The organism is Pseudomonas sp. WS 5051 (genome assembly GCF_012985715.1).
Lineage (GTDB): Bacteria > Pseudomonadota > Gammaproteobacteria > Pseudomonadales > Pseudomonadaceae > Aquipseudomonas > Aquipseudomonas bubulae.
In genome coordinates, this window is sequence record NZ_JAAQWV010000001.1 from 181,137 (window position 1) to 200,662 (window position 19,526).

Genomic DNA, 19,526 nt, shown 5'->3' on the forward strand with positions numbered 1-19,526 from the left:
ACTCATTACTGTGCCGCCAGGGCAGTTGCCGGAATATTCAGGTTCTGGCCAACCTTCAGCTCATCGGTTTTCAGGCTGTTGCTCGAGCGCAATGTCGCCACGCCCACTTGATAGCGTACAGCGATCATCGCCAGGGTTTCGCCGGGGCGAACCGTGTGTTCGCGGGCACCCTGGGCGATTTTGCCGGTGTCACGCAGCCAGGCGATATAAGTGCCCGGCGGCGGATTTTGCTGGAAGAACTGGCGTACGCCGCTGCTGATCGAACGGGCCAGCGCTTGCTGGTGACTGCTCGAAGCCAGCTTGGACGCTTCGTTGGAGTTCGAGATAAACCCGGTCTCGACGAGAATCGACGGAATGTCCGGCGACTTCAGCACCATAAACCCGGCCTGCTCCACGCGCTGCTTGTGCAGCGGGGTGACCCGACCTATGTTGCTCAGCACTTTTTGCCCGACGTTGAGGCTGGAGGTCAGCGACGCGGTCATCGACAGGTCGAGCAACACACCCGCCAGCATGCGGTCCTTGTCATCGAGGCTGACGTTGCCTGCGCCACCGATCAGGTCGGAGCGGTTTTCGCTGTCGGCCAGCCAGCGCGCCGTCTCGGAAGTCGCGCCGCGTTCAGACAGGGCAAACACCGAAGCACCAAAGGCAGCCTTGGACGGTGCAGCATCGGCGTGGATCGAGACAAACAGGTCGGCGCCTTTCTTGCGGGCGATTTCGGTGCGGCCACGCAGCGGGATAAAGTAGTCGCCGGTACGCGTCAGCTCGGCCCTGAAGCCTTTCATGCCGTTGATCTGGCGTTGCAGTTCTTTGGCAATCGCCAACACCACGTCTTTTTCACGCTGGCCAGCCGAGCCCGAGGCCCCCGGGTCTTCACCGCCGTGGCCGGCATCGATCACCACCACCACACTGCGTTTACCGCTCGGGATCGGCGGCAGTTTCACGTCGGGTTGCGCGGGCGTCACCGGCACCACCGGCACCGTTGCCACGTTGGTGGCCGGCAGGCTTGGCGCCAGATCGGCGCCCTGGTCATACAGGTCGACCACCAGGCGGTTGCCGTACTGGGCATTGGGCGCCAGAACGAAACTTTTCGGGGTCACGGCCTTTTTCAGGTCGATAACCACGCGCAGGTCGGTGGGGGTACGCTGCGCCGAGCGCATGCTGGTGATTGGCGTATTGGCTGTTTGCACATTCAGCGGCCCGCCCAGGGTCGCGCCATTGATGTCGATGACCAGACGATCAGGTGCGGTCAGCGTAAACACACTGTGCTGCACCGGCCCGGTAAGATCAAAAACCAGTCGAGTGTTATCCGGCGCCCGCCATAGACGCACGCTCTTGACCTGGGTTGCGGCCACAGCATTGAATGCCATGACACTGAGCAACACACCCACCACACTTGCTAACGCGCGAAAGCGCATACCAAACCCCATCATTATTTGTATTCCGGCGCCAATGCGGCACACCAAGACTCGCCACGAGAACCTTGGGGCGTCAGCGTCAGCAAACGCCCGGTGTTATGCGGCCTAATGGTAATGGTCAGGTCAGGCTTTGGCAAAAAGCCTGCACCTTTATCGGGCCACTCGATCAAGCATAGGGCGTCTTCGTCGAAATAATCGCGAATCCCCATATATTCCAGCTCTTCCGGGTCGACCAGCCGATACAGGTCAAAGTGGAAGGCTCGAATATCGCCAATCTCGTAGGGCTCGACCAATGTGAAGGTCGGGCTTTTGACCGAACCCGTGTGACCAAGGCCGCGAATCAGGCCACGTGACAGGGTGGTTTTACCCATACCCAGGTCGCCGTCGAGAAAAATCAGGCCGTGACCTTGAGTGACAGTGGCCAGGCGCGCGCCAAATGCGGTCATGGCCTCTTCGTCGGCCAGTTGCAGTGTTATTTCGTGCACGGTGCGTGTTCCTCCAACAACTGACGAATGGCTGGAATCAAATCACTGGCCGCCAGCCCACGGCCCAATTGTCCTTGTTGCTCACCGGCGCGGGCATGCAGCCACACCGCCAGGCATGCGGCGTCATAAGCGCCCAACCCCTGAGCCAGCAGCGCGCCGATCACGCCTGCCAGCACATCCCCAAGACCGGCCGTAGCCATTGCCGGATGGCCGTGACTGCAAATGGCCAACTCGCCATTGAGCCCTGCAATCAGACTGCCTGCACCTTTAAGGACGCACACTGCTGAGTATTTTTTAACCAACGCCCTGGCCGCAGCCGGTCGATCGGCCTGTACCTGCCCGGTGCTGATACCCAGCAAGCGTGCGACTTCACCCGGGTGCGGGGTCATCACCGACCCTGGTGCCAGCGTGATGACTGCGTTGGACAACAAATTAAGCGCATCGGCATCCCACACCTGCGGCATTTTTGCCTGTGCCGCGGCCGACAACAGACTGCGCCCCCAGGGCGCCTGCCCCAAACCCGGTCCCACCACGACCACCGAAGCCTGCGCCAGTACGCCCATCAACTGGTTGGCCGACGATACGCCGAGCACCATCACCTCGGGCACCCGCACCAGCGCAGCAGGCACGTGTTCGGGGCGCGTGGCCAGTGATACCAGGCCAGCGCCACAGCGTAGTGCAGCCTGGGCGCTGAGGGTAATCGAGCCGCCAAATCCGCGATCGCCACCCACCAGCAGCACATGCCCGAACTGGCCTTTATGGGCGCTCGGGGCTCGGCGAGGTAGTGGCGCCAGATTATCTGCACTAAGGGCTTGGGGGTCGGCTAACAGGTGTTTGGTCTGCGGCATGCGTGTTTGGCTCCGATGTCTGGCAGAATTATACGCATCTCAGCTCCGGTTTCTCTTGTCCCATGCCTGCTATTACTGCCGACCTCCCCGCTCTCGCCCGGTCCATCAAGGAATGGGGCCGCGAGTTGGGCTTTCAACAAGTCGCCATTGCCGGCCTCGACCTGGGAGAACACGAACACCATCTGCAACGCTGGCTGGAAGCCGGCTACCACGGCGACATGGACTACATGGCCGCCCACGGCAGCAAGCGTTCACACCCGCAAGAGCTGGTGCCCGGCACAGTGCGCGTGATTTCCCTGCGCATGGACTACCTGCCCGGTGACACTCATATGGCGCAGCTGCTGGCCCAACCGGAAAAAGCCTACGTTTCACGTTATGCCCTGGGCCGCGATTATCACAAGCTGATCCGCAAGCGCGTGCAACAACTGGCCGACCGCATCCAGAAGGACATTGGCCCGTTTGGCTTCCGCGCCTTTGTCGACAGCGCCCCGGTACTGGAAAAGGCCATCGCGCAACAGGCGGGTCTGGGCTGGATCGGCAAGAACACCCTGGTGCTCAATCGCAAGGCGGGCAGCTACTTCTTCCTGAGCGAGCTGTTTGTCGATTTACCGCTACCGGTCGACGCCCCCCACGAAACCGAACACTGCGGGCGCTGCACCGCCTGCCTGGACATCTGCCCCACCAATGCCTTTGTCGGGCCTTATGTGCTGGATGCGCGCAAATGCATTTCGTACCTGACCATCGAGCTGAAAACCGCGATCCCTGAAGAATTGCGCTCGATGATCGGCAACCGGGTATTCGGTTGCGATGACTGCCAGATCGTCTGCCCCTGGAACCGTTTTGCCCGCACCACCGCAGAAGGGGACTTCAAGCCACGGCATAACCTGGACAATGCCGGCTTGGCCGAGCTGTTTATGTGGGATGAAGACACATTCCTGAGCAGCACCGAAGGCTCGCCGCTGCGCCGGGCCGGGTACGAACGCTGGCTGCGCAACCTGGCGGTAGGTCTGGGCAATGCGCCGTCGACGATCCCGGTGCTGGAAGCCCTGAATGCGCGGCGTGATTACCCGTCGGAGCTGGTGCGCGAGCATGTGGAGTGGGCGCTGACACAACACGCCAAGCGGGCCTGAACCAAACCCGCTGCCACAGCTGCTTAATGCTCGTCGTTATAAACGAACTTGGGCATTTCCCAGTTAAAGCGGATCGCCAGCAAACGCAGCAGCAGCCCGCCGAACAAGGTGACGAAAATCGCCTGTTCGTTGGGCATTTCCAGATAAGTACACAACAAGAAACACCACGCCGCAGCAAACGAAACGCTGGCATACAGCTCGCGACGGAAGATCAACGGAATGTCATTGCAGAAGATGTCACGAAGGATGCCGCCGAAGACCCCGGTAATCACTCCGCTCACCGAAGCCACCAGCATGCCCTGACCCATCTCCAGCGCGGTCATGCAGCCGATCAGGGTAAACGCTACCAGCCCCAGGGCATCAAGCACCAGAAACAGCGAGCGCAGATGACGCATCAAGGGCGCGATAAAGATCGTCACCAATGCAGCGAACGTGGTCAGTACCAGGTATTCCGGGTGTTTGACCCAGGTCAGCGGGTAGTGCCCCAACAGGACGTCACGCACCGAACCGCCGCCTAGCGCGGTGACGCAGGCAATCAGCACCACGCCGAACCAGTCCATGCCCCGACGCCCGGCAGACAGCGCGCCGGTCATGGCTTCGGCAGTAATGGCAACTAAATAAAGCATCAGCAACATGGCAGCGATCCTTGCAAGAAGGCGCGCAGTCTACTCTCAGTTGGCATTGGCACCAAAAGCGGGCAACAAATACTGTTCTTTGTGGGAGCGGGCTTGCTCGCGACGGCTTCGCTGCGGTTCGGTAGATGTACCGAGTCGCTTGCATCGCGAGCAAGCCCGCTGCCACAGGGGGATCAACGGCAGCTTAGAATTTGATGAAATGCTTGCGGTAGTGTTGCAGCTCGGCAATCGACTCGCGAATGTCGTCCAGCGCCAGATGCGTACCCTTTTTCACCAGGCTGTCGCGTACTTCCGGCGCCCAGCGTGCAACCAGTTCCTTGAGCGTCGAAACGTCCAGGTTGCGGTAGTGAAAGTAGCTCTCCAGGGCTTTCATGTGGGTGTACAGGAAGCGGCGGTCCTGGCAGATGCTGTTGCCGCAGATCGGCGATTTGCCTTTGGGTACCCACTGTTCAAGGAAAGCGATGGTCTGCGCTTCGGCTTCGGCCATAGTGGTGGTGCTGTCCTTGACCCGCTGGGTCAGGCCGCTGCCGCCATGAGTACGGGTATTCCACTCGTCCATGCGCGCCAGCACGGCATCACTATGGTGGATGGCGATGACCGGGCCTTCAGCCAGGGTATTGAGGTTGCTGTCGGTAACGATGGTGGCCATTTCAATAATGACGTCGTTGTCAGGGTCCAGACCGGTCATTTCCAGGTCGATCCAGATCAGGTTCTGCGCGTTTTGCATAATGGCCTCCAGTGCTTAGGTGCGCAGTTTAGCTTAGGCACGCGGCCCTCGTGCTAAACTCCCCGGCGTTTTACCCTTCTTATCGTTTTATCAACACGGAACACCCATGGCCAAACGCCAGCTCAACCGTCGTCAGAATTGGCGCATCGAAAAGATCCAGGGCGAGCGCGCTGCCCGCGCCGCCAAACGCGAATCCAGTGCCGTCGAAGCGCTTGAAGGCGGCGATTTAGGCCCCGAGCAACTTGGCCTGGTGATCGCGCACTTTGGTGTGCAGGTCGAAGTCGAAGCCCAGGAAGGTGAGCTCAAAGGCCAGATGTTCCGTTGCCACCTGCGCGCCAACCTGCCCGCTCTGGTAACCGGTGACACGGTTGTGTGGCGCGCCGGCAATCAGGGCATCGGCGTTATCGTCGCCCAGTTGCCGCGCAAGACCGAGCTATGCCGCCCGGACAGCCGTGGTCAGCTCAAGCCGGTTGCAGCCAACGTCGACATGATCGTGATTGTGTTCGCGCCCATGCCCGAGCCGCACGCCAACCTGATCGACCGCTATCTCGTCGCCGCCGAGCACGCCGGGATTCGCCCGCTGTTGCTGCTCAACAAGGCTGACCTGATCGACGAGCAGAACGCACCGGCGCTGAATGCGTTGCTGGGGGTTTATCGTCAACTGGGTTATCCGGTGCTGGAAGTGTCGGCCCATCACGGCGATGGCATGCAGCAGTTGCAAGCGCAACTGGACGGCCATATCAGTGTGTTTGTGGGTCAGTCGGGCGTTGGCAAGTCGTCCCTGGTCAACAGCCTGCTGCCTGAGGTCAACCTTCGGGTCGGGCCGCTCTCGGAGATTTCCGGCCAGGGTACGCACACCACGACCACGGCGCGCTTGTTCCACTTCCCGGGCGGCGGCGATCTGATCGACTCCCCGGGTATTCGTGAGTTCGGCCTGGGCCACGTCAGCCGTGCCGATGTCGAGGCGGGGTTTATCGAGTTCAACGACCTGATCGGCCGTTGCCGCTTCCGCGACTGCAAGCATGACCGCGAGCCGGGCTGTGCATTGCTGATGGCCCTGGAAGATGGCCGCGTGCAGCAACAGCGCATGAACAGCTATCGCTCGATCATTGCCAGCTTGCCTGAGTCGAGTTACTGATTCAGGCCAGAAGCCCCCTCACCCCAGCCCTCTCCCGGAGGGAGAGGGGGCAAATTGTCAGTGTTCTTGAAGCCGCGTGCGCTCAGTCCCCTCTCCCTCTGGGAGAGGGTTAGGGTGAGGGCGGCGGATCGTCAAACAGATTCAGCTTCTGCCGTTCTTCATGCATCGGCAGTGGCTGTTTGTCGGCGGGCAGCTTGATCGGGTCAACTGGCGCCTTGGGCAGTTCCTGGGGCTTGACTGACTCCGCACCCTGCTCGCCTTCAATCGCCTGCTGGGCCTTTTTGTTCAGCACCACAATGTCGATACGACGGTTGACCGGATTATTGGGGTTAGCCGTGTCGAACAGCACTGACGAGGCATAACCCACCACCCGCGCAATCTGCCCTTCCGGGTAGCTGCCCGCCACCAGCGCACGCCGCGCTGCATTGGCACGGTTGGCCGACAACTCCCAATTGCCGTAATCACCACCCCCCGCATAAGGCATGGCATCGGTGTGGCCGCTGATACTGACCTTGTTGGGTACTGCCTTGATGGTGTCGGCCATGGCCAGCAAAATATCTTCGAAGTACGGTTTGAGCCGTGCACTGCCCACATCAAACATCGGCCGGTTTGCGGCATCCATGATCTGGATACGCAGGCCGTCCGGGGTGATTTCAAACAGCAACTGATCCTTGAACTTGCGCAGCTGCGGGTTTTCTTCGACCTTGTTCTGCAACTCCTGCAACAGCAGTTCGAGGCGCTCTTTCTCGACCTGCTCGGCCATGCTTTCAACCTGCTCGGCATCTACCTTGATCTTGTCGGGCTGGGGCTGCAGTTTTTCTTCAGGGTTGAGGGTGTTGTCCGGCGCCAAGGCCGGAGTGCCGCCCAGGTCGATGACGTAGGGCGTGCCGCTTTCGCTGAATCCGATCGGATCTTTGAAATAACCACCAATGGCGATCTTTTGCTCGGGCGTGGCCGCCGTCATCAGCCACATCACCAGAAAGAACGCCATCATCGCCGTGGCGAAGTCGGCAAAGGCGATTTTCCAGGCGCCACCGTGATGGCCTGCGGCGTAGCGCTTGACGCGCTTGATGATTATGGGCTGGTTGTTTTCCATAAATCAGCGACCACGAACCACTTGTTCCAGCTCGGAAAAACTGGGCCGGTGCTTGGGGTACAGGACCTTGCGACCAAACTCGACCGCCAGCGACGGCGGCATGCCTGAGGCCGAAGCCACCAGCGAGGCCTTGATCGATTCATACACGTTGAGTTCTTCCTTGGCATCGTGAGCCAAAGACGTCGCCAACGGACCGAAGAAACCATAGGCCGCCAAAATACCGAAGAAGGTACCTACCAGGGCGGCGCCAACGTGCATGCCGATGGCCGCCTGATCACCTTCGCCCAGCGAGGCCATGGTCACCACAATACCCAGTACCGCGGCGACGATACCGAAACCCGGCATGCCGTCGGCGATACCGGTAACGGCGTGGGAAGGATGCTCCAGCTCTTCCTTGAGGTTATACAGCTCCATGTCAAACAACCCCTCAAGCTCGTGGGGGGCCATGTTGCCCGAGGACATGATGCGCAGGTAATCGCAGATAAACGCGGTCATGCGCTCATCTTTAAGGACAGTGGGGTATTTGGCGAAGATAGGGCTGGCGGCCGCGTCTTCAATGTCGCTCTCGATGGCCATCATGCCTTCGCGACGACTTTTGTTGAGAATCTCGTAAACCAGGCCCAACACTTCAAGATAAAAAGCGTGGGAGAAACGCGAACCGAACATGCCCAGTGATTTTTTGATCACATGCATGGTCATGTAACCGGGGTTGGCTTGCAGGAACGCACCGAAGGCCGCACCGCCGATGATCAAAACCTCGAACGGCTGGATCAGCGCCCCGATTTTGCCGTGGGAAAGTACGTATCCGCCGAGCACACTCGCGAACACGACGATGATGCCGATAATTTTAGCCATAGATATAAAAGTACTTCTTGGGTCGGTTCAAGGTCATATTCCAGCGTAGCTAAAACTCTTCTTCTCCTTATCGGCGAATCTGCGCCAGACTATAGCCGGTAGAGCCGAAAAGCCATTCGACCCCCAGATTGGATGATCATCGCGTCCTCATTATGGCCAACGAAACCCGCGCACCGATATCAACACCCACCACCCTGGATGCCTGGGTTGCACACCTGGACGCCGTCGATCTGCCGATCCCGCAAACCAGCCATGCGCGGGTCTTCAAGACCCTCAACGACAGTCGCCGCTCGTTACGCGAAATTGCCGAGGTTATGCAGGACAGCCCGGCGCTGGCCCTCAGACTGATCCGCGAGGCCAACCAGCAAGCCCAAAGCAGCCTGAGCGAGCCGGCCGAGAGCCTTGAAGTGGCGATCAACCGCCTGGGCCTCAAACGCACCCAGATGCTGCTCGAACATGTGCCGGCGCTGGCGATCGAGGATATCCCGCTGGCCTACCGACAAATCCAGCTGATCAGCCAGCACGCCGCACAACAGGCCATTGGCCTGTTCGGCAATCGCCTGGCGCGGCTCTGGCAGGAAATCTACTGGAGCAGCTTGCTGTTTCTGTCACCGCCATGGGCCCTGGCACTGACCCACCCACTGCTGCTCGAAACCTGGGAACGGCGGGTGGTCGGGCACAATGAGTGCGCCAGTAAAGTCGAGCGCCAGCTTTTTGGTGTGCCACTGTTTGATATCTGCCGCAGCCTGGCCGAGCTGTGGCGTCTGCCGGGGTGGGTGATGCAAGGTTATACGGTGATCACCGAAGAGCGCCGCACCCTGGTCAGGGTGCTGCATATCGCCCGCGACACCCATCACCCCCTGCGTCAGCAACAACTGCTGGACGCCGACCCGGCCCTGCGGCGCTGGCTCAACCAGCCTGCCAACAGTGTGTTGCTGGCCAACTGCCTGGCGCTGTCAGCCCAGCAGGGCTGGGACACACCGCACAACCTGCGCTGGCAGTACGTCACCAGCCTTTACCTGCAAATGCCCCTGGACGAAGTTCAGCAGCAGGCACACCAGCAGGCCGCGAGCAGCGCGCGCTATCACTCCAGCCCCGACCTTTGGCATCCGGCCCAGGCATTGCTCTGGCCGTGGGACTCACGCCGCAACGGGGACAATTCGCAGGCAGCCCCGCTTCCCTCGGCCGAGGCACTCGTCGCCTGGCGCAAACATTGCGGGCAGCTGCTGGAGCAACCCAGCGCATTCAGCAACCCGATGCATCTGAGCACCTGTGCCCGCGAAGCCTTGCAGGCGTGCGGCATGCGCCGGGTGATGATACTCACCCCCGACAAGACCTCGACCAGCCTGAGCGTCAACCAGATTGCCGGCCTAGGCAGAACCGCCTTCGACCTGACCGTCAACATCAGTGACAGCACCGCGCTGCAACGCCTGATGATGCAACCTGCACAAGTGCGCCTGACGCCCGAAAACAACGCGGTGATCTCCGCAGTCTTGCCCTACAGCCTGCGCAGCCTGTTCCCCGGCGAGCATCTGCTGCTACGCTCGCTGAGCAATAACGGTCGCGTGGTCATGCTCATACTGGCAGACCAGGGCGGCGGGCCATTTTCCGAAACCAGCGTGCAAGCCTTTGGCAAAACGGCCCAATGCATCGAGAAAGCCTTGAATACCTTTAGTAGTCGCGGGCGCTAGCGCTACAATCCCCCCTTTTTGCTCTGGAGGCTTCCTATGCCTGGCTTCTCTGGCTTGCCATTAGTGATCGAGCCCGGCGACCTGCTCGCCCGGCTCGACGCACCCGAACTGATCCTGGTTGACCTGACCAGTGTTGCACGCTACGAGGCCGGGCATATTCCGGGCGCCCGTTTTGTCGACCCGAAACGCACGCAACTGGGCTTGCCACCGGCACCCGGCCTGCTGCCGTCGCAAGCGTCACTCGAAACCCTGTTCGGCGAGCTGGGGCACAATCCCGACGCGGTCTATGTGGTCTATGACGACGAAGGCGGCGGCTGGGCCGGGCGGTTTATCTGGCTGCTTGATGTAATCGGGCACAAGGCATACCACTATCTGGACGGGGGCATTCACGCCTGGATTGGCGAAGGCTATGCCCTCAGTCAGGACGTGCCTGCCGCCGTCAATGGCCCGGTGGCGCTGACCTTGCACGATGAACCTACTGCCACCCGCGAGTACCTGCAAAGCCGCCTGGGCGCCGCCGACCTGGCGATCTGGGATGCACGCAGTGCCGCCGAATACAGCGGCGAAAAAGTGCTGGCGGCCAAGGGCGGGCATATCCCCGGGGCCAAGCATCTTGAGTGGACCACCGGCATGGATAAAACCCGTAACCTGCGTATCCGCCCGGACATGGCGCAGATCCTCAAGGATCTGGGCATCACGCCAGACAAAGAAGTGATTACCCACTGCCAGACCCACCACCGTTCCGGCTTTACCTATCTCGTCGCCAAGGCGCTCGGTTACCCGCGCGTCAAAGGCTACGCCGGCTCCTGGGGCGAATGGGGCAACCACCCCGACACCCCCGTCGAGCTACCTGTAAAAAATTAAGGACCTTGAATGAAAAAGCGTTTGTTCCTCCTCAGTCAGTACCTGTTGCCGCATCACCTGCTGTCACGCCTGGCCGGCTGTATTGCCGAATGCCGCGTACGCTGGTTCAAGAATGCGTTCACCAGCTGGTTCGCCAAGCGTTATCAGGTAGACATGTCCCAGGCCCTGGTTGAAGACGTGACCGCCTACGAGCACTTCAACGCCTTCTTTACCCGCGCCCTGAAAGACGGCGCCCGCCCGCTGGATCAAACTCCGGGTGCGGTGCTAAGCCCTGCCGATGGCGCGGTCAGCCAGCTGGGCCCGATCGAACACGGCCGCGTGTTCCAGGCCAAGGGCCACAGCTACAGCGTGCTGGAGCTGGTGGGTGGCGATGCTGCAGTAGCAGCCCAGTTTATGGGCGGCGAATTTGCCACCATCTACCTGTCGCCCAAGGACTACCACCGCGTGCACATGCCACTGGCGGGCACCCTGCGTGAAATGATCTACGTGCCGGGGCGCCTGTTCTCGGTCAACCAGACCACCGCCGAAAACGTGCCGGAGCTGTTTGCCCGCAACGAACGTGCGGTGTGCATTTTTGACACCGAGCGCGGCCCGATGGCCGTGGTATTGGTCGGTGCCATGATCGTGGCATCGATTGAAACCGTGTTTGCCGGTCTGGTTACACCGCCGAAACGCGAGCTGAAAACCTTCCGTTACGACGAAGCTGCCCGTGCGCCGATCCACCTGGAAAAAGGTGCCGAGCTGGGTCGTTTCAAACTGGGTTCGACGGCGATCGTGCTGTTTGGCGCGGATCAGGTGAAATGGGCCGAAGGCCTGACGGCAGGAACGCCGGTGATGATGGGTCAGAAAATGGGTGCACCGGCGCACGCCGAATAACCCATAACCCTGTGGGAGCGGGCTTGCTCGCGATGCTGGCAACTCGGTGCATCTGATTCACCGAGGTGATGCAATCGCGGGCAAGCCCGCTCCCACAGGTCATTCACAGGGGGGCTCAGCCCTGGCTGTTACGGTCACGCTGACCGAGCAGGTACAGCACGCCATCCAGGCCCAAAGTCGAAATTGCGTGCTTGGCCGATTTCTTGACCAGCGGCTTGGCACGGAATGCCACACCCAGCCCGGCAATCGCCAGCATCGGCAAATCATTGGCGCCATCACCGACCGCAATGGTCTGCTCCAGGCTCAAGCCTTCCTTTTGTGCCAGTTCGCGCAGCAAATCTGCCTTGCGCTGGGCATCAACAATCGGTTCGACCGCAACACCGGTCACCTTGCCGTCCACCACTTCCAGTTCGTTGGCAAAGACATAGTCGATGCCCAGTCTGGCCTGCACTTGTTTGGCAAAGTAGGTGAAACCGCCTGACAGGATCGCAGTTTTGTAACCCAGACGCTTGAGCTCGGCGAACAGCACTTCAGCGCCCTCGGTCAGGCGCAACGAAGCACCGATGGCATCCAGCACGCCCACGTCCAGGCCCTTGAGCAGCGCCATGCGCTCCTTGAAACTGGCCTTGAAATCCAGTTCGCCAGCCATCGCGCGCTCGGTGATGGCCGCCACTTGATCCCCCACGCCTGCCGCCTTGGCCAGCTCGTCGATCACTTCAGCTTCGATCAGCGTCGAGTCCATGTCGAACACCGCCAGGCGGCGATTGCGACGGAACAGGGTGTCTTCCTGCAGGGCGATATCCACGCCCAGCTCCTGGGCCAGGTTGAAGAAATCGGCACGCAGCGCGTCAACATCCACAGGCTCGCCACACACACGCAGCTCGATGCAGCTTTTGCTCGACTCGGTCGACGCATCCAGCGGCACGCGACCGGACAGGCGATCCGTCTGCTCAATGTTCAAACCGTGCTGGCTGATCACCGATGTCACGCGCTGCAGCTCATGGGCGGTCACCTGGCGGCTCATCAGCGTGACCACATGCCGGGTCTGGCTTTGTTCGTGGACCCAGCGCTGGTAATGCTCTTCGCTGATCGGGTCGAAACGCAGCTGCAAACCTTCCTTCGCGATTAAGGGCTGCAGGTCCTTGAGCACTGCCGAAACCAGCTCGGCTTGTGGAATTTCGACCAGAAAACCCAATGACAAAACGCCATGGATGGCGGCCTGACCGATGTCGAGAATATTCACACCATTGCTGGCCAGTACACCGGTAATGGCCGCAGTGAGACCCGGACGGTCCTCACCTGTGATGTTTATCAGGACGATTTCGCGCAAGGCACACCCCCATTCGCTAAAAAAAACGCATTCTACCCACTTTCAGTGACCATCGGGCACCGCCAAGGCTTTGCCGCCCTCAGGCCGCTCGCTATACTGCGCACCAACTTAACGGACTAAGAGCCGCGCTCAGTGAACCGGCCATCGCCTGTCAAAACCGATAACTTCTTCCTGCTGATCTTCCGGGCCCTGCGCGATCGCCGCGTTCCGCTTGCTCTGCGTATCGCCAGCCATAACGTGATCCTGGTCGCCCTGGCACTGGTCATCTATGCCGTGGTCATGGGCCTGCAATTCAAGCAGGCCATGCACGAACAGGCCGACGCCCTGGGGCAGAGCCTGACCACGCAAACCGCCACCTCGGCGACCGAGCTGCTGGTGTCAAACGACATCCTCAGCCTCAACGTGCTGCTCAACAACCTGACCAAAAACCCGCTGGTGGCCCACGCGGCCATTTATAGCGTGGATAACCGTATCCTCGCCGAAGCCGGGCAACGTCCCAAAAATGGCCTGCTGGGCGAAACCGAGGGTGTGTATCAAACCAAGATCACCTTTCAGGATGTGACCGCTGGGCATCTGCGCATCAGCCTGGACATGCACCAGTTCGAGCAGCCGATGACCATCAGCCTGCAAAGCATGGGCATTTTGAGTGCCATCCTGCTGGCCCTTGCCCTGGCCTTAAGCTTGCGTCTGGGCCGTCATATCACCACGCCCCTGCTGCAACTGCGGGTATGGCTGCGCGAACCCGATCCTTACACCCCGGCCATCCAGCGCCAGGATGAGATCGGCGACCTGGCTCGTCAGCTCCACACCCGCCTGGCCCCTCCGGCACCAGAGCCCGAGCCGGAACCAGAAGAAGACGACTACGACGACAGCGACTACGAAGAGGCCGAAGACAACGAGCCGAGCTTTGAAGTGCGCAACCTGAGTGACCCGACGTTCGATGAGACTGCAGCGGCACCTGCGCCCAAGGCTGCACCTCGACAGTTGGTGAGCACCGAAGAAGACGAGAACGACGACGAAGACCCGTTTGCCGACCTGCGCGACACCAGCACGGCGAGTGCCGCGCCGGTTGCCCTGGCCAAACCAAAACCGGTCGCATCTGCGGCGCCGCAACCGAGTGCCGTACTCGCGGTGCAACTGGGGGCACAAGAGCAATTGCGCCGCCTGCCCCGCGCCCGATTGATGGAACTGCTGGAACGCTATCGTGATTGTCTGAACCAGGCAGCCTCGCTGTACCAAAGCGAACTGCATACGCTGAACGATGGCAGCACACTGATGCTGTTCCACAGTGAAGACAGCGGCGACGACTACCTGACCAACGCCATTTGCTGCGGCGAGCTGCTGCGTGCATTGGGTCACGCCCTGCAAATCGAAGTGGCAGACAGCGGCATTACCCTGCAATTGCAACTGGGCCTGGTGCTGGGTGAAGGCCTGAGCGGCATGAGTCAGATTGACCTGCTGCTGACCGAAACGGCGCAGGATGCACTGGCCTTGTCGCAACACAGCCGCAACCTGTTGCTGGTAGAGCGCAAGATCAGCGATGACCCGCTGATCCGCCAGCGCGCCCGAATCCGCCCGATTGCCAGCCCGGAAGGCGCCTGCTGCGTAGAGCGCCTGATGGAGCCTTACCCTTCGATGCTGGAGCGCCAGCTGGCGCGGATGCACGAGAGTCGCGGGTAGCCAAAGCCAAGAGCACCCTCACCCTGGCCCTCTCCCGGAGGGAGAGGCGTGGTGAGGGGCTTTTGACCTGCCATAAAAAATCCCGCACATGTGCGGGATTTTTTTGTTTCTGGCTACAGCCTCAGAAGCGGAAGATTTCCATATCCGTGCGTATCGGTGAGGCCATCGGGATACGAGGTTTATCCGCACCCTGCTTGGGGGCTGCCTTGGACGGCGCCTTGGGCGCTTCCACCAGAGGCGGCTGGTTGGCCAGAGGCTTGAGTGCCACCGCCAATTGCTCGCTCAACTGTTGCAACAACTTGCCCTGAGCCTTGACCTGGTCCGCCGTACTGCCCCCGTGCGGCTGCTCCAGGTGCACGATGCGGTTGTCACGCACTTGCCCGCGACGGTCAATCAAGCGCCATTGTGCGTCCAGCACTGCAGGCAGGTCCTTGCCCGAGTCCAGCCGAGTGATCGACAACAACACTTGCACATCCGGGCTGAAGCCCGCAGGTGCCGGGGCCTGGACCACACGCTGGCTGTCCAGGCGCCATGCCAGTTGGCGCACCAGCAGCTGGTCGATATCTGCCGACAGGCTACCCGCCCATCGTCCGTCAGTCGCAGCGCTCAAACTGCCATCAGGCTGGCGTTGCAGCAAGGTTTCGCGTTGCAGGTAGTCGGCCACGCTGATCGGGCCAAGTACCACAGCCATGCCGGCGCTTTGCGCGGGCTGGCCGGGGGTGCCGCTGTCCAGTTGGTACAAGGCCGCTGGCTGGTGCGTGCTGCACCCCGCCAGACCCAACACACCGGTCAGCAACGCAATTAAAGGAAGGCGTAGAACGTTCATCATTCCATCCAGGTGGCCGCCTCAGGGCGAGCCGCAGTGTAATTCTCGAAAGGCTCGCAAAGCACATTGCCATAAGCCGTGCCGCTAACGCGGCATATCATCCGCGAATATTGGGCATGACTCCAGCGCTGTCGCGCCGATCTGCGCTTAAAAACGCAGGCCGGGCGCACTAAACAGGCTTAATTGGGGGTTTCTACCAACAAGGCATCCACACGTTGGAACCCACGAGGCAGTTTGTTGCCACGACGGCCACGCTCACCTTTGTAGTGTTCCAGGTCATCCGCCTTGAGCGTCAAGGTACGCTTGCCCGCCTGCAATACCAATGCGGCATTGTCTGGAAGTACCGCGATGTCGGTCACGTACTCTTCGCGGCTGGCCACGCGATCGCCGGGTATGCCGATGATCTTGTTGCCCTTGCCCTTGCCCAGCTGCGGCAAGTCGCTGACCTTGAAAATCAGCAGGCGCCCTTCAGTGGTCACCGCCGCCAGCCAGTTGTGTTCGCGATCGGACACCGGCCGCGGCTGCATCACCTGCGCGCCTTTGGGCAGACTGAGCAGCGCTTTACCGGCCTTGTTCTTGGCTTGCAGGTCTTCACCCTTGACCACAAAACCATAACCGGCATCGGAGGCGATCACGTACAACGCGTCGTCTTCCGGCAACAGCACGCACTCGAATGTCGCGCCCGGAGGCGGGGTCAGACGACCGGTCAGCGGTTCGCCCTGACCACGGGCCGACGGCAAGGTGTGCGCAGCCACTGAGTAGCTGCGCCCCGTGGAGTCGATAAACACCGCAAACTGGTTGGAACGCCCGGCAGCGGCGGTTTTGTAACCATCCCCCGCTTTATAGGACAGGCCGGTAGCGTCCAGGTCGTGGCCTTTACCGCAACGTACCCAGCCTTTCTCCGAGAGCACCACCGTGACCGCTTCAGTCGGCACCAGCTCGTTTTCCGACAGGGCCTTGGCTTCTGCGCGGGCCACGATTGGCGAACGACGATCATCGCCGTAGGTTTTGGCGTCTTCCAGCAGTTCAGTGCGCACCAGCTTTTTCAGCTTGGCTTCGCTGCCCAGCAGGGCTTGCAGCTTGGCTTGCTCTTTACGTAGTGCATCCTGCTCGTCGCGCAGCTTCATCTCTTCCAGACGGGCCAGTTGGCGCAGGCGCGTATCAAGGATGTAATCAGCCTGGGTTTCACTCAGGGCAAAGCGTGCAATCAGCTCAGCCTTGGGGTGTTCCTCGGTGCGAATGATATGGATCACTTCATCGAGGTTCAGGTAAGCGGTGAGCAAACCGTCCAGCAGGTGCAGGCGGCGCTCGACTTTATCGAGGCGGAACTGCAAGCGACGGCGCACGGTGTTGACGCGGAATTCCAGCCATTCCACCAGCAGGGCACGCAGGTTTTTCAGCTGCGGCTTGCCGTCCAGGCCGATGATATTGATGTTGACCCGGAACGTGGACTCAAGCTCGGTGACAGCGAACAAGTGCTGCATCAGCTCGTCGAGATCGACCTTGTTGTTGCGCGGAATGATGACGATACGGCACGGGTTTTCATGGTCGGACTCATCGCGCAGGTCGGTTACCATCGCCAGCTTGGTCGGCTTGGCCTGCATCAGCGCGGCGATCTGCTCCAACACCTTGGCACCCGACACCTGATGCGGCAGTGCAGTGACCACGATGTCGCCGTCTTCGATGTGATACACCGCACGCATGCGCACCGAACCACGGCCGGTCTGATAGATCTTCAGCAGGTCGGCGCGCGGGGTGATGATTTCAGCTTCGGTCGGGTAGTCCGGGCCTTGAATGTGTTCGCACAATTGCTCAACCGTGGCTTTCGGCTCGTCGAGCAAACGCACGCACGCCGCCGCCACTTCACGCAGGTTGTGCGGCGGCACATCGGTGGCCATGCCGACGGCGATGCCGGTGGTGCCATTGAGCAGGATATTGGGCAAACGTGCCGGTAAAACCGCAGGTTCGTCGAGGGTACCGTCAAAGTTCGGTACCCAGTCCGCCGTGCCCTGGCCCAATTCGCTGAGCAGGACCTCGGAGTAACGCGACAGGCGAGCTTCGGTGTAACGCATGGCCGCAAACGACTTGGGATCGTCCGGCGCACCCCAGTTGCCCTGGCCGTCGACCAAGGTGTAGCGATAGCTGAACGGCTGTGCCATCAGCACCATCGCTTCGTAGCAGGCCGAGTCGCCGTGAGGGTGGAATTTACCGAGCACGTCACCGACGGTACGCGCCGATTTCTTGTGCTTGGAGTCAGCGTCCAGGCCCAACTCGCTCATGGCGTAAACAATACGCCGCTGAACGGGCTTGAGGCCGTCGCCGATATGCGGCAAGGCCCGATCCATGATGACGTACATGGAGTAGTTGAGGTAGGCCTGTTCGGTGAAGTCGGCCAGTGACCGGCGTTCTACGCCGTCCAGGCTGAGATCAAGGGAGTCGCTCATGCGGACCTCATTCAGTTCGTTGTCTGGCGCAGCAGCATGGTGCCGCCGCGCTGGGTAAATTCAAGTTTGTTCAGCGCACTCATGCCCAGCAGCACCTGCTCGCCGTCCAGCCCGGGGGCCGCTACAGCTCGCACATCGCGCAGCACAATGGCGCCCAGCTGCAGGCGATCGATGCGGGTCTGGTAGCCCTGGGTGCGGCCATTGGCGGTGCTCAGGGTCACCGGGAGGCCCTTGGGCAGTGCCAGTTGCCTGGCCAGATCCAGCGGTACTGCCACATCGGTGGCACCGGTATCGAGTAAAAATTCCACCGGCACGTTGTTGATCCGGCCACTGGCGACGAAATGGCCCTGCACGTTGCCGAGCAGTTTGACTTCGATATAACCCTCGCCTTGCTGCGAGGTCACTTCGGTATTGGGGTTTTGCTGACGCTGTTCCCAGCGCCCGAAAAACTGCGTGGCCAGGTACAGGCCCGCGCACCAGGCCACGATCATGAAGATACGCCCCACGCCTTTGCCCGGTGCTTGCTGGCTCATTGTTTGGCACTCCAGCCACCTTGCGGTGCAGCAAAGCGCCAGACGATGGGACGTTTTTCGCCATCGGCGCGTCTATGGCTGCCGTTGTCGACCCCGACCCAGGCGCCCTTGGCATCCAGGCTCAGGGCCTCGGTGTTGCCATAGCCGGTGTTGTAACGCCGGGCATCGGTCAGGGCATCATTGGCAAACGACCAACAGCGTTCGATCTCGCCCGTATTCGGGGTACGCCGGCAAATACGATAGGCCATGCGCTCAAGGGTAAACAGCTTGTCCTCGAACAGCGCCAGGTCGGCAAAGTCCTTTGCCTGGGCCTTGGCGTTGAGTTGCGTCGGCGGCTGTTCAAGACCGCCTTCGCTCATCAGCACGCAGCCGTTTTCGCAGTCCCATACACTCTGTTTTTTGCGAATCGTCAGCAAGCCACGGCGCTCACGCTCGGCCGCCAGCCATATCTGATTACCCTGCGGGTTGACGGCAATCCCCTCAAACAGCGCATTGAAATGCAGCAACATGCCGCTGGCACGGGCCTGACGCACCAGCGCCGGGTCGATTTTAAGCCATGAAGGCGCCCCGGCCTGAGGGATTTGCAGTACCGCTGCATGGGACTCACTGACCACGAACCGGTTGCCCGCCTCATCGCAACTGATCCCTTCAAAGTCCAGCTCGCCGCCGCGCAACGGGCTGATGGCCTTGCCCATCATGCGCACGCCCCACGGCAAGCCGCTTTCCGGCGCTGGCGGCACATCGACAGGCAAGGCTTCGGCCTGCCACAGAGACTCGCGGGTATCGAGGCGATAAATCTGATCATCATCACGATCAGACACCGCCCACAGCTCACCCGAACATAATGCCAGCCCGGACAGATTGCCTCCGCGCATGCCTTCAACCGGATGCTCTGACTGCAACGCCAGTTCTGGCCAGGTATCGGCCATGACCGGCGCAGCACCCAAACAGAA

The 19,526-nt window shown here is 60.8% G+C and carries 18 protein-coding genes; 6 read left to right on the top strand and 12 right to left on the bottom strand.

Features of this window, described 5'->3' with window-relative positions; all coding sequences use genetic code 11:
- Nucleotides 1–5: 5 nt before the first annotated feature.
- The 3 genes from HBN79_RS00780 to HBN79_RS00790 are packed head-to-tail and all read right to left on the bottom strand — an operon-like array spanning nt 6 to nt 2,748.
- A complete protein-coding gene (locus tag HBN79_RS00780; protein WP_198417412.1) occupies nt 6–1,427 on the bottom strand; it encodes an N-acetylmuramoyl-L-alanine amidase in 1,422 nt (473 codons plus the stop codon).
- 2 nt (nt 1,428–1,429) lie between these two features.
- On the bottom strand, nt 1,430–1,900 hold the full coding sequence (tsaE, locus tag HBN79_RS00785; RefSeq protein WP_016783300.1) for a tRNA (adenosine(37)-N6)-threonylcarbamoyltransferase complex ATPase subunit type 1 TsaE: 471 nt from the start codon (nt 1,898–1,900) through the stop codon (nt 1,430–1,432).
- Nucleotides 1,888–2,748, bottom strand: a complete 861-nt coding sequence (locus HBN79_RS00790) for an NAD(P)H-hydrate dehydratase (protein WP_169916125.1) — start codon at nt 2,746–2,748, stop codon at nt 1,888–1,890. Before HBN79_RS00790 ends, tsaE begins: the two co-directional genes overlap by 13 nt.
- A gap of 62 nt (nt 2,749–2,810) precedes the next feature.
- Between HBN79_RS00790 and queG the strand changes: the two genes are divergently transcribed.
- The gene (gene queG, locus HBN79_RS00795; RefSeq protein ID WP_095020195.1) at nt 2,811–3,878 is read left to right on the top strand and encodes a tRNA epoxyqueuosine(34) reductase QueG; all 1,068 of its coding nucleotides are present in this window, start codon (nt 2,811–2,813) and stop codon (nt 3,876–3,878) included.
- Between the two features lie 23 nt (nt 3,879–3,901).
- On the opposite strand, the gene HBN79_RS00800 is transcribed toward queG, so the two are convergent.
- Together HBN79_RS00800 and orn are read right to left on the bottom strand one after the other, a co-directional pair.
- Entirely contained in the window at nt 3,902–4,513 is a 612-nt protein-coding gene (locus HBN79_RS00800; RefSeq protein WP_019826256.1) for a trimeric intracellular cation channel family protein, read from the bottom strand.
- 184 nt (nt 4,514–4,697) lie between these two features.
- Nucleotides 4,698–5,240 carry an oligoribonuclease gene (gene orn, locus HBN79_RS00805; RefSeq protein ID WP_086799078.1) on the bottom strand — a complete coding sequence of 181 codons (543 nt, stop codon included), beginning with the start codon at nt 5,238–5,240 and terminating at the stop codon, nt 4,698–4,700.
- A gap of 106 nt (nt 5,241–5,346) precedes the next feature.
- Between orn and rsgA the strand changes: the two genes are divergently transcribed.
- The gene (gene rsgA / locus HBN79_RS00810; RefSeq protein WP_095000948.1) at nt 5,347–6,378 is read left to right on the top strand and encodes a small ribosomal subunit biogenesis GTPase RsgA; all 1,032 of its coding nucleotides are present in this window, start codon (nt 5,347–5,349) and stop codon (nt 6,376–6,378) included.
- Between the two features lie 109 nt (nt 6,379–6,487).
- On the opposite strand, the gene motB is transcribed toward rsgA, so the two are convergent.
- Both motB and motA read right to left on the bottom strand, forming a co-directional pair.
- Nucleotides 6,488–7,474: a flagellar motor protein MotB gene (gene motB / locus HBN79_RS00815; RefSeq protein ID WP_095000947.1), complete on the bottom strand. Its 987-nt coding sequence runs from the start codon at nt 7,472–7,474 to the stop codon at nt 6,488–6,490.
- Between the two features lie 3 nt (nt 7,475–7,477).
- Complete coding sequence (motA, locus tag HBN79_RS00820) at nt 7,478–8,329, bottom strand: flagellar motor stator protein MotA (RefSeq protein WP_095000946.1); 852 nt, start codon at nt 8,327–8,329, stop codon at nt 7,478–7,480.
- Between the two features lie 152 nt (nt 8,330–8,481).
- Here motA and HBN79_RS00825 point away from each other — a divergent pair, with 152 nt between their 5' ends.
- From HBN79_RS00825 to asd, 3 genes are read left to right on the top strand one after another with little or no spacing between them, the layout of a single operon-like run.
- Entirely contained in the window at nt 8,482–10,020 is a 1,539-nt protein-coding gene (locus HBN79_RS00825; RefSeq protein WP_169916126.1) for an HDOD domain-containing protein, read from the top strand.
- 36 nt (nt 10,021–10,056) lie between these two features.
- Complete coding sequence (locus HBN79_RS00830) at nt 10,057–10,884, top strand: rhodanese-like domain-containing protein (RefSeq protein ID WP_095017684.1); 828 nt, start codon at nt 10,057–10,059, stop codon at nt 10,882–10,884.
- Between the two features lie 9 nt (nt 10,885–10,893).
- The gene (gene asd, locus HBN79_RS00835) at nt 10,894–11,760 is read left to right on the top strand and encodes an archaetidylserine decarboxylase (protein WP_095017685.1); all 867 of its coding nucleotides are present in this window, start codon (nt 10,894–10,896) and stop codon (nt 11,758–11,760) included.
- A 115-nt stretch (nt 11,761–11,875) separates the two neighbouring features.
- On the opposite strand, the gene serB is transcribed toward asd, so the two are convergent.
- Nucleotides 11,876–13,090 (bottom strand): phosphoserine phosphatase SerB, encoded by a 1,215-nt coding sequence (gene serB, locus HBN79_RS00840; protein ID WP_095000944.1) that lies wholly within the window; start codon nt 13,088–13,090, stop codon nt 11,876–11,878.
- Between the two features lie 132 nt (nt 13,091–13,222).
- On the opposite strand from serB, the gene HBN79_RS00845 reads away from it, so the two are divergent.
- Nucleotides 13,223–14,770: an AhpA/YtjB family protein gene (locus HBN79_RS00845; RefSeq protein ID WP_095000943.1), complete on the top strand. Its 1,548-nt coding sequence runs from the start codon at nt 13,223–13,225 to the stop codon at nt 14,768–14,770.
- 121 nt (nt 14,771–14,891) lie between these two features.
- Here the strand turns inward: HBN79_RS00845 and HBN79_RS00850 are convergent, their stop codons facing one another.
- The 4 genes from HBN79_RS00850 to HBN79_RS00865 form a co-directional block, all read right to left on the bottom strand.
- Complete coding sequence (locus tag HBN79_RS00850) at nt 14,892–15,596, bottom strand: ABC-type transport auxiliary lipoprotein family protein (protein WP_169916127.1); 705 nt, start codon at nt 15,594–15,596, stop codon at nt 14,892–14,894.
- Between the two features lie 179 nt (nt 15,597–15,775).
- Nucleotides 15,776–18,040, bottom strand: a complete 2,265-nt coding sequence (gene parC / locus HBN79_RS00855) for a DNA topoisomerase IV subunit A (RefSeq protein WP_095000941.1) — start codon at nt 18,038–18,040, stop codon at nt 15,776–15,778.
- 11 nt (nt 18,041–18,051) lie between these two features.
- On the bottom strand, nt 18,052–18,573 hold the full coding sequence (locus HBN79_RS00860) for a TIGR02281 family clan AA aspartic protease (protein WP_095000940.1): 522 nt from the start codon (nt 18,571–18,573) through the stop codon (nt 18,052–18,054).
- Nucleotides 18,570–19,502 carry an esterase-like activity of phytase family protein gene (locus HBN79_RS00865; RefSeq protein ID WP_232527669.1) on the bottom strand — a complete coding sequence of 311 codons (933 nt, stop codon included), beginning with the start codon at nt 19,500–19,502 and terminating at the stop codon, nt 18,570–18,572. Before HBN79_RS00865 ends, HBN79_RS00860 begins: the two co-directional genes overlap by 4 nt.
- Between the last annotated feature and the right edge of the window lie 24 nt (nt 19,503–19,526).

Bases quoted from the DNA above. Each gene is read 5' to 3' on its own strand.
- motB (WP_095000947.1), bottom strand. From the start codon at position 7,474: ATGGAAAACAACCAGCCCATAATCATCAAGCGCGTCAAGCGCTACGCC.
- asd (WP_095017685.1), top strand. From the start codon at position 10,894: ATGAAAAAGCGTTTGTTCCTCCTCAGTCAGTACCTGTTGCCGCATCAC.
- HBN79_RS00800 (WP_019826256.1), bottom strand. From the start codon at position 4,513: ATGTTGCTGATGCTTTATTTAGTTGCCATTACTGCCGAAGCCATGACC.
- queG (WP_095020195.1), top strand. From the start codon at position 2,811: ATGCCTGCTATTACTGCCGACCTCCCCGCTCTCGCCCGGTCCATCAAG.
- rsgA (WP_095000948.1), top strand. From the start codon at position 5,347: ATGGCCAAACGCCAGCTCAACCGTCGTCAGAATTGGCGCATCGAAAAG.
- motA (WP_095000946.1), bottom strand. From the start codon at position 8,329: ATGGCTAAAATTATCGGCATCATCGTCGTGTTCGCGAGTGTGCTCGGC.
- HBN79_RS00850 (WP_169916127.1), bottom strand. From the start codon at position 15,596: ATGAACGTTCTACGCCTTCCTTTAATTGCGTTGCTGACCGGTGTGTTG.
- HBN79_RS00825 (WP_169916126.1), top strand. From the start codon at position 8,482: ATGGCCAACGAAACCCGCGCACCGATATCAACACCCACCACCCTGGAT.
- HBN79_RS00790 (WP_169916125.1), bottom strand. From the start codon at position 2,748: ATGCCGCAGACCAAACACCTGTTAGCCGACCCCCAAGCCCTTAGTGCA.
- HBN79_RS00780 (WP_198417412.1), bottom strand. From the start codon at position 1,427: ATGGGGTTTGGTATGCGCTTTCGCGCGTTAGCAAGTGTGGTGGGTGTG.
- parC (WP_095000941.1), bottom strand. From the start codon at position 18,040: ATGAGCGACTCCCTTGATCTCAGCCTGGACGGCGTAGAACGCCGGTCA.
- HBN79_RS00860 (WP_095000940.1), bottom strand. From the start codon at position 18,573: ATGAGCCAGCAAGCACCGGGCAAAGGCGTGGGGCGTATCTTCATGATC.
- HBN79_RS00865 (WP_232527669.1), bottom strand. From the start codon at position 19,502: ATGGCCGATACCTGGCCAGAACTGGCGTTGCAGTCAGAGCATCCGGTT.
- HBN79_RS00830 (WP_095017684.1), top strand. From the start codon at position 10,057: ATGCCTGGCTTCTCTGGCTTGCCATTAGTGATCGAGCCCGGCGACCTG.
- orn (WP_086799078.1), bottom strand. From the start codon at position 5,240: ATGCAAAACGCGCAGAACCTGATCTGGATCGACCTGGAAATGACCGGT.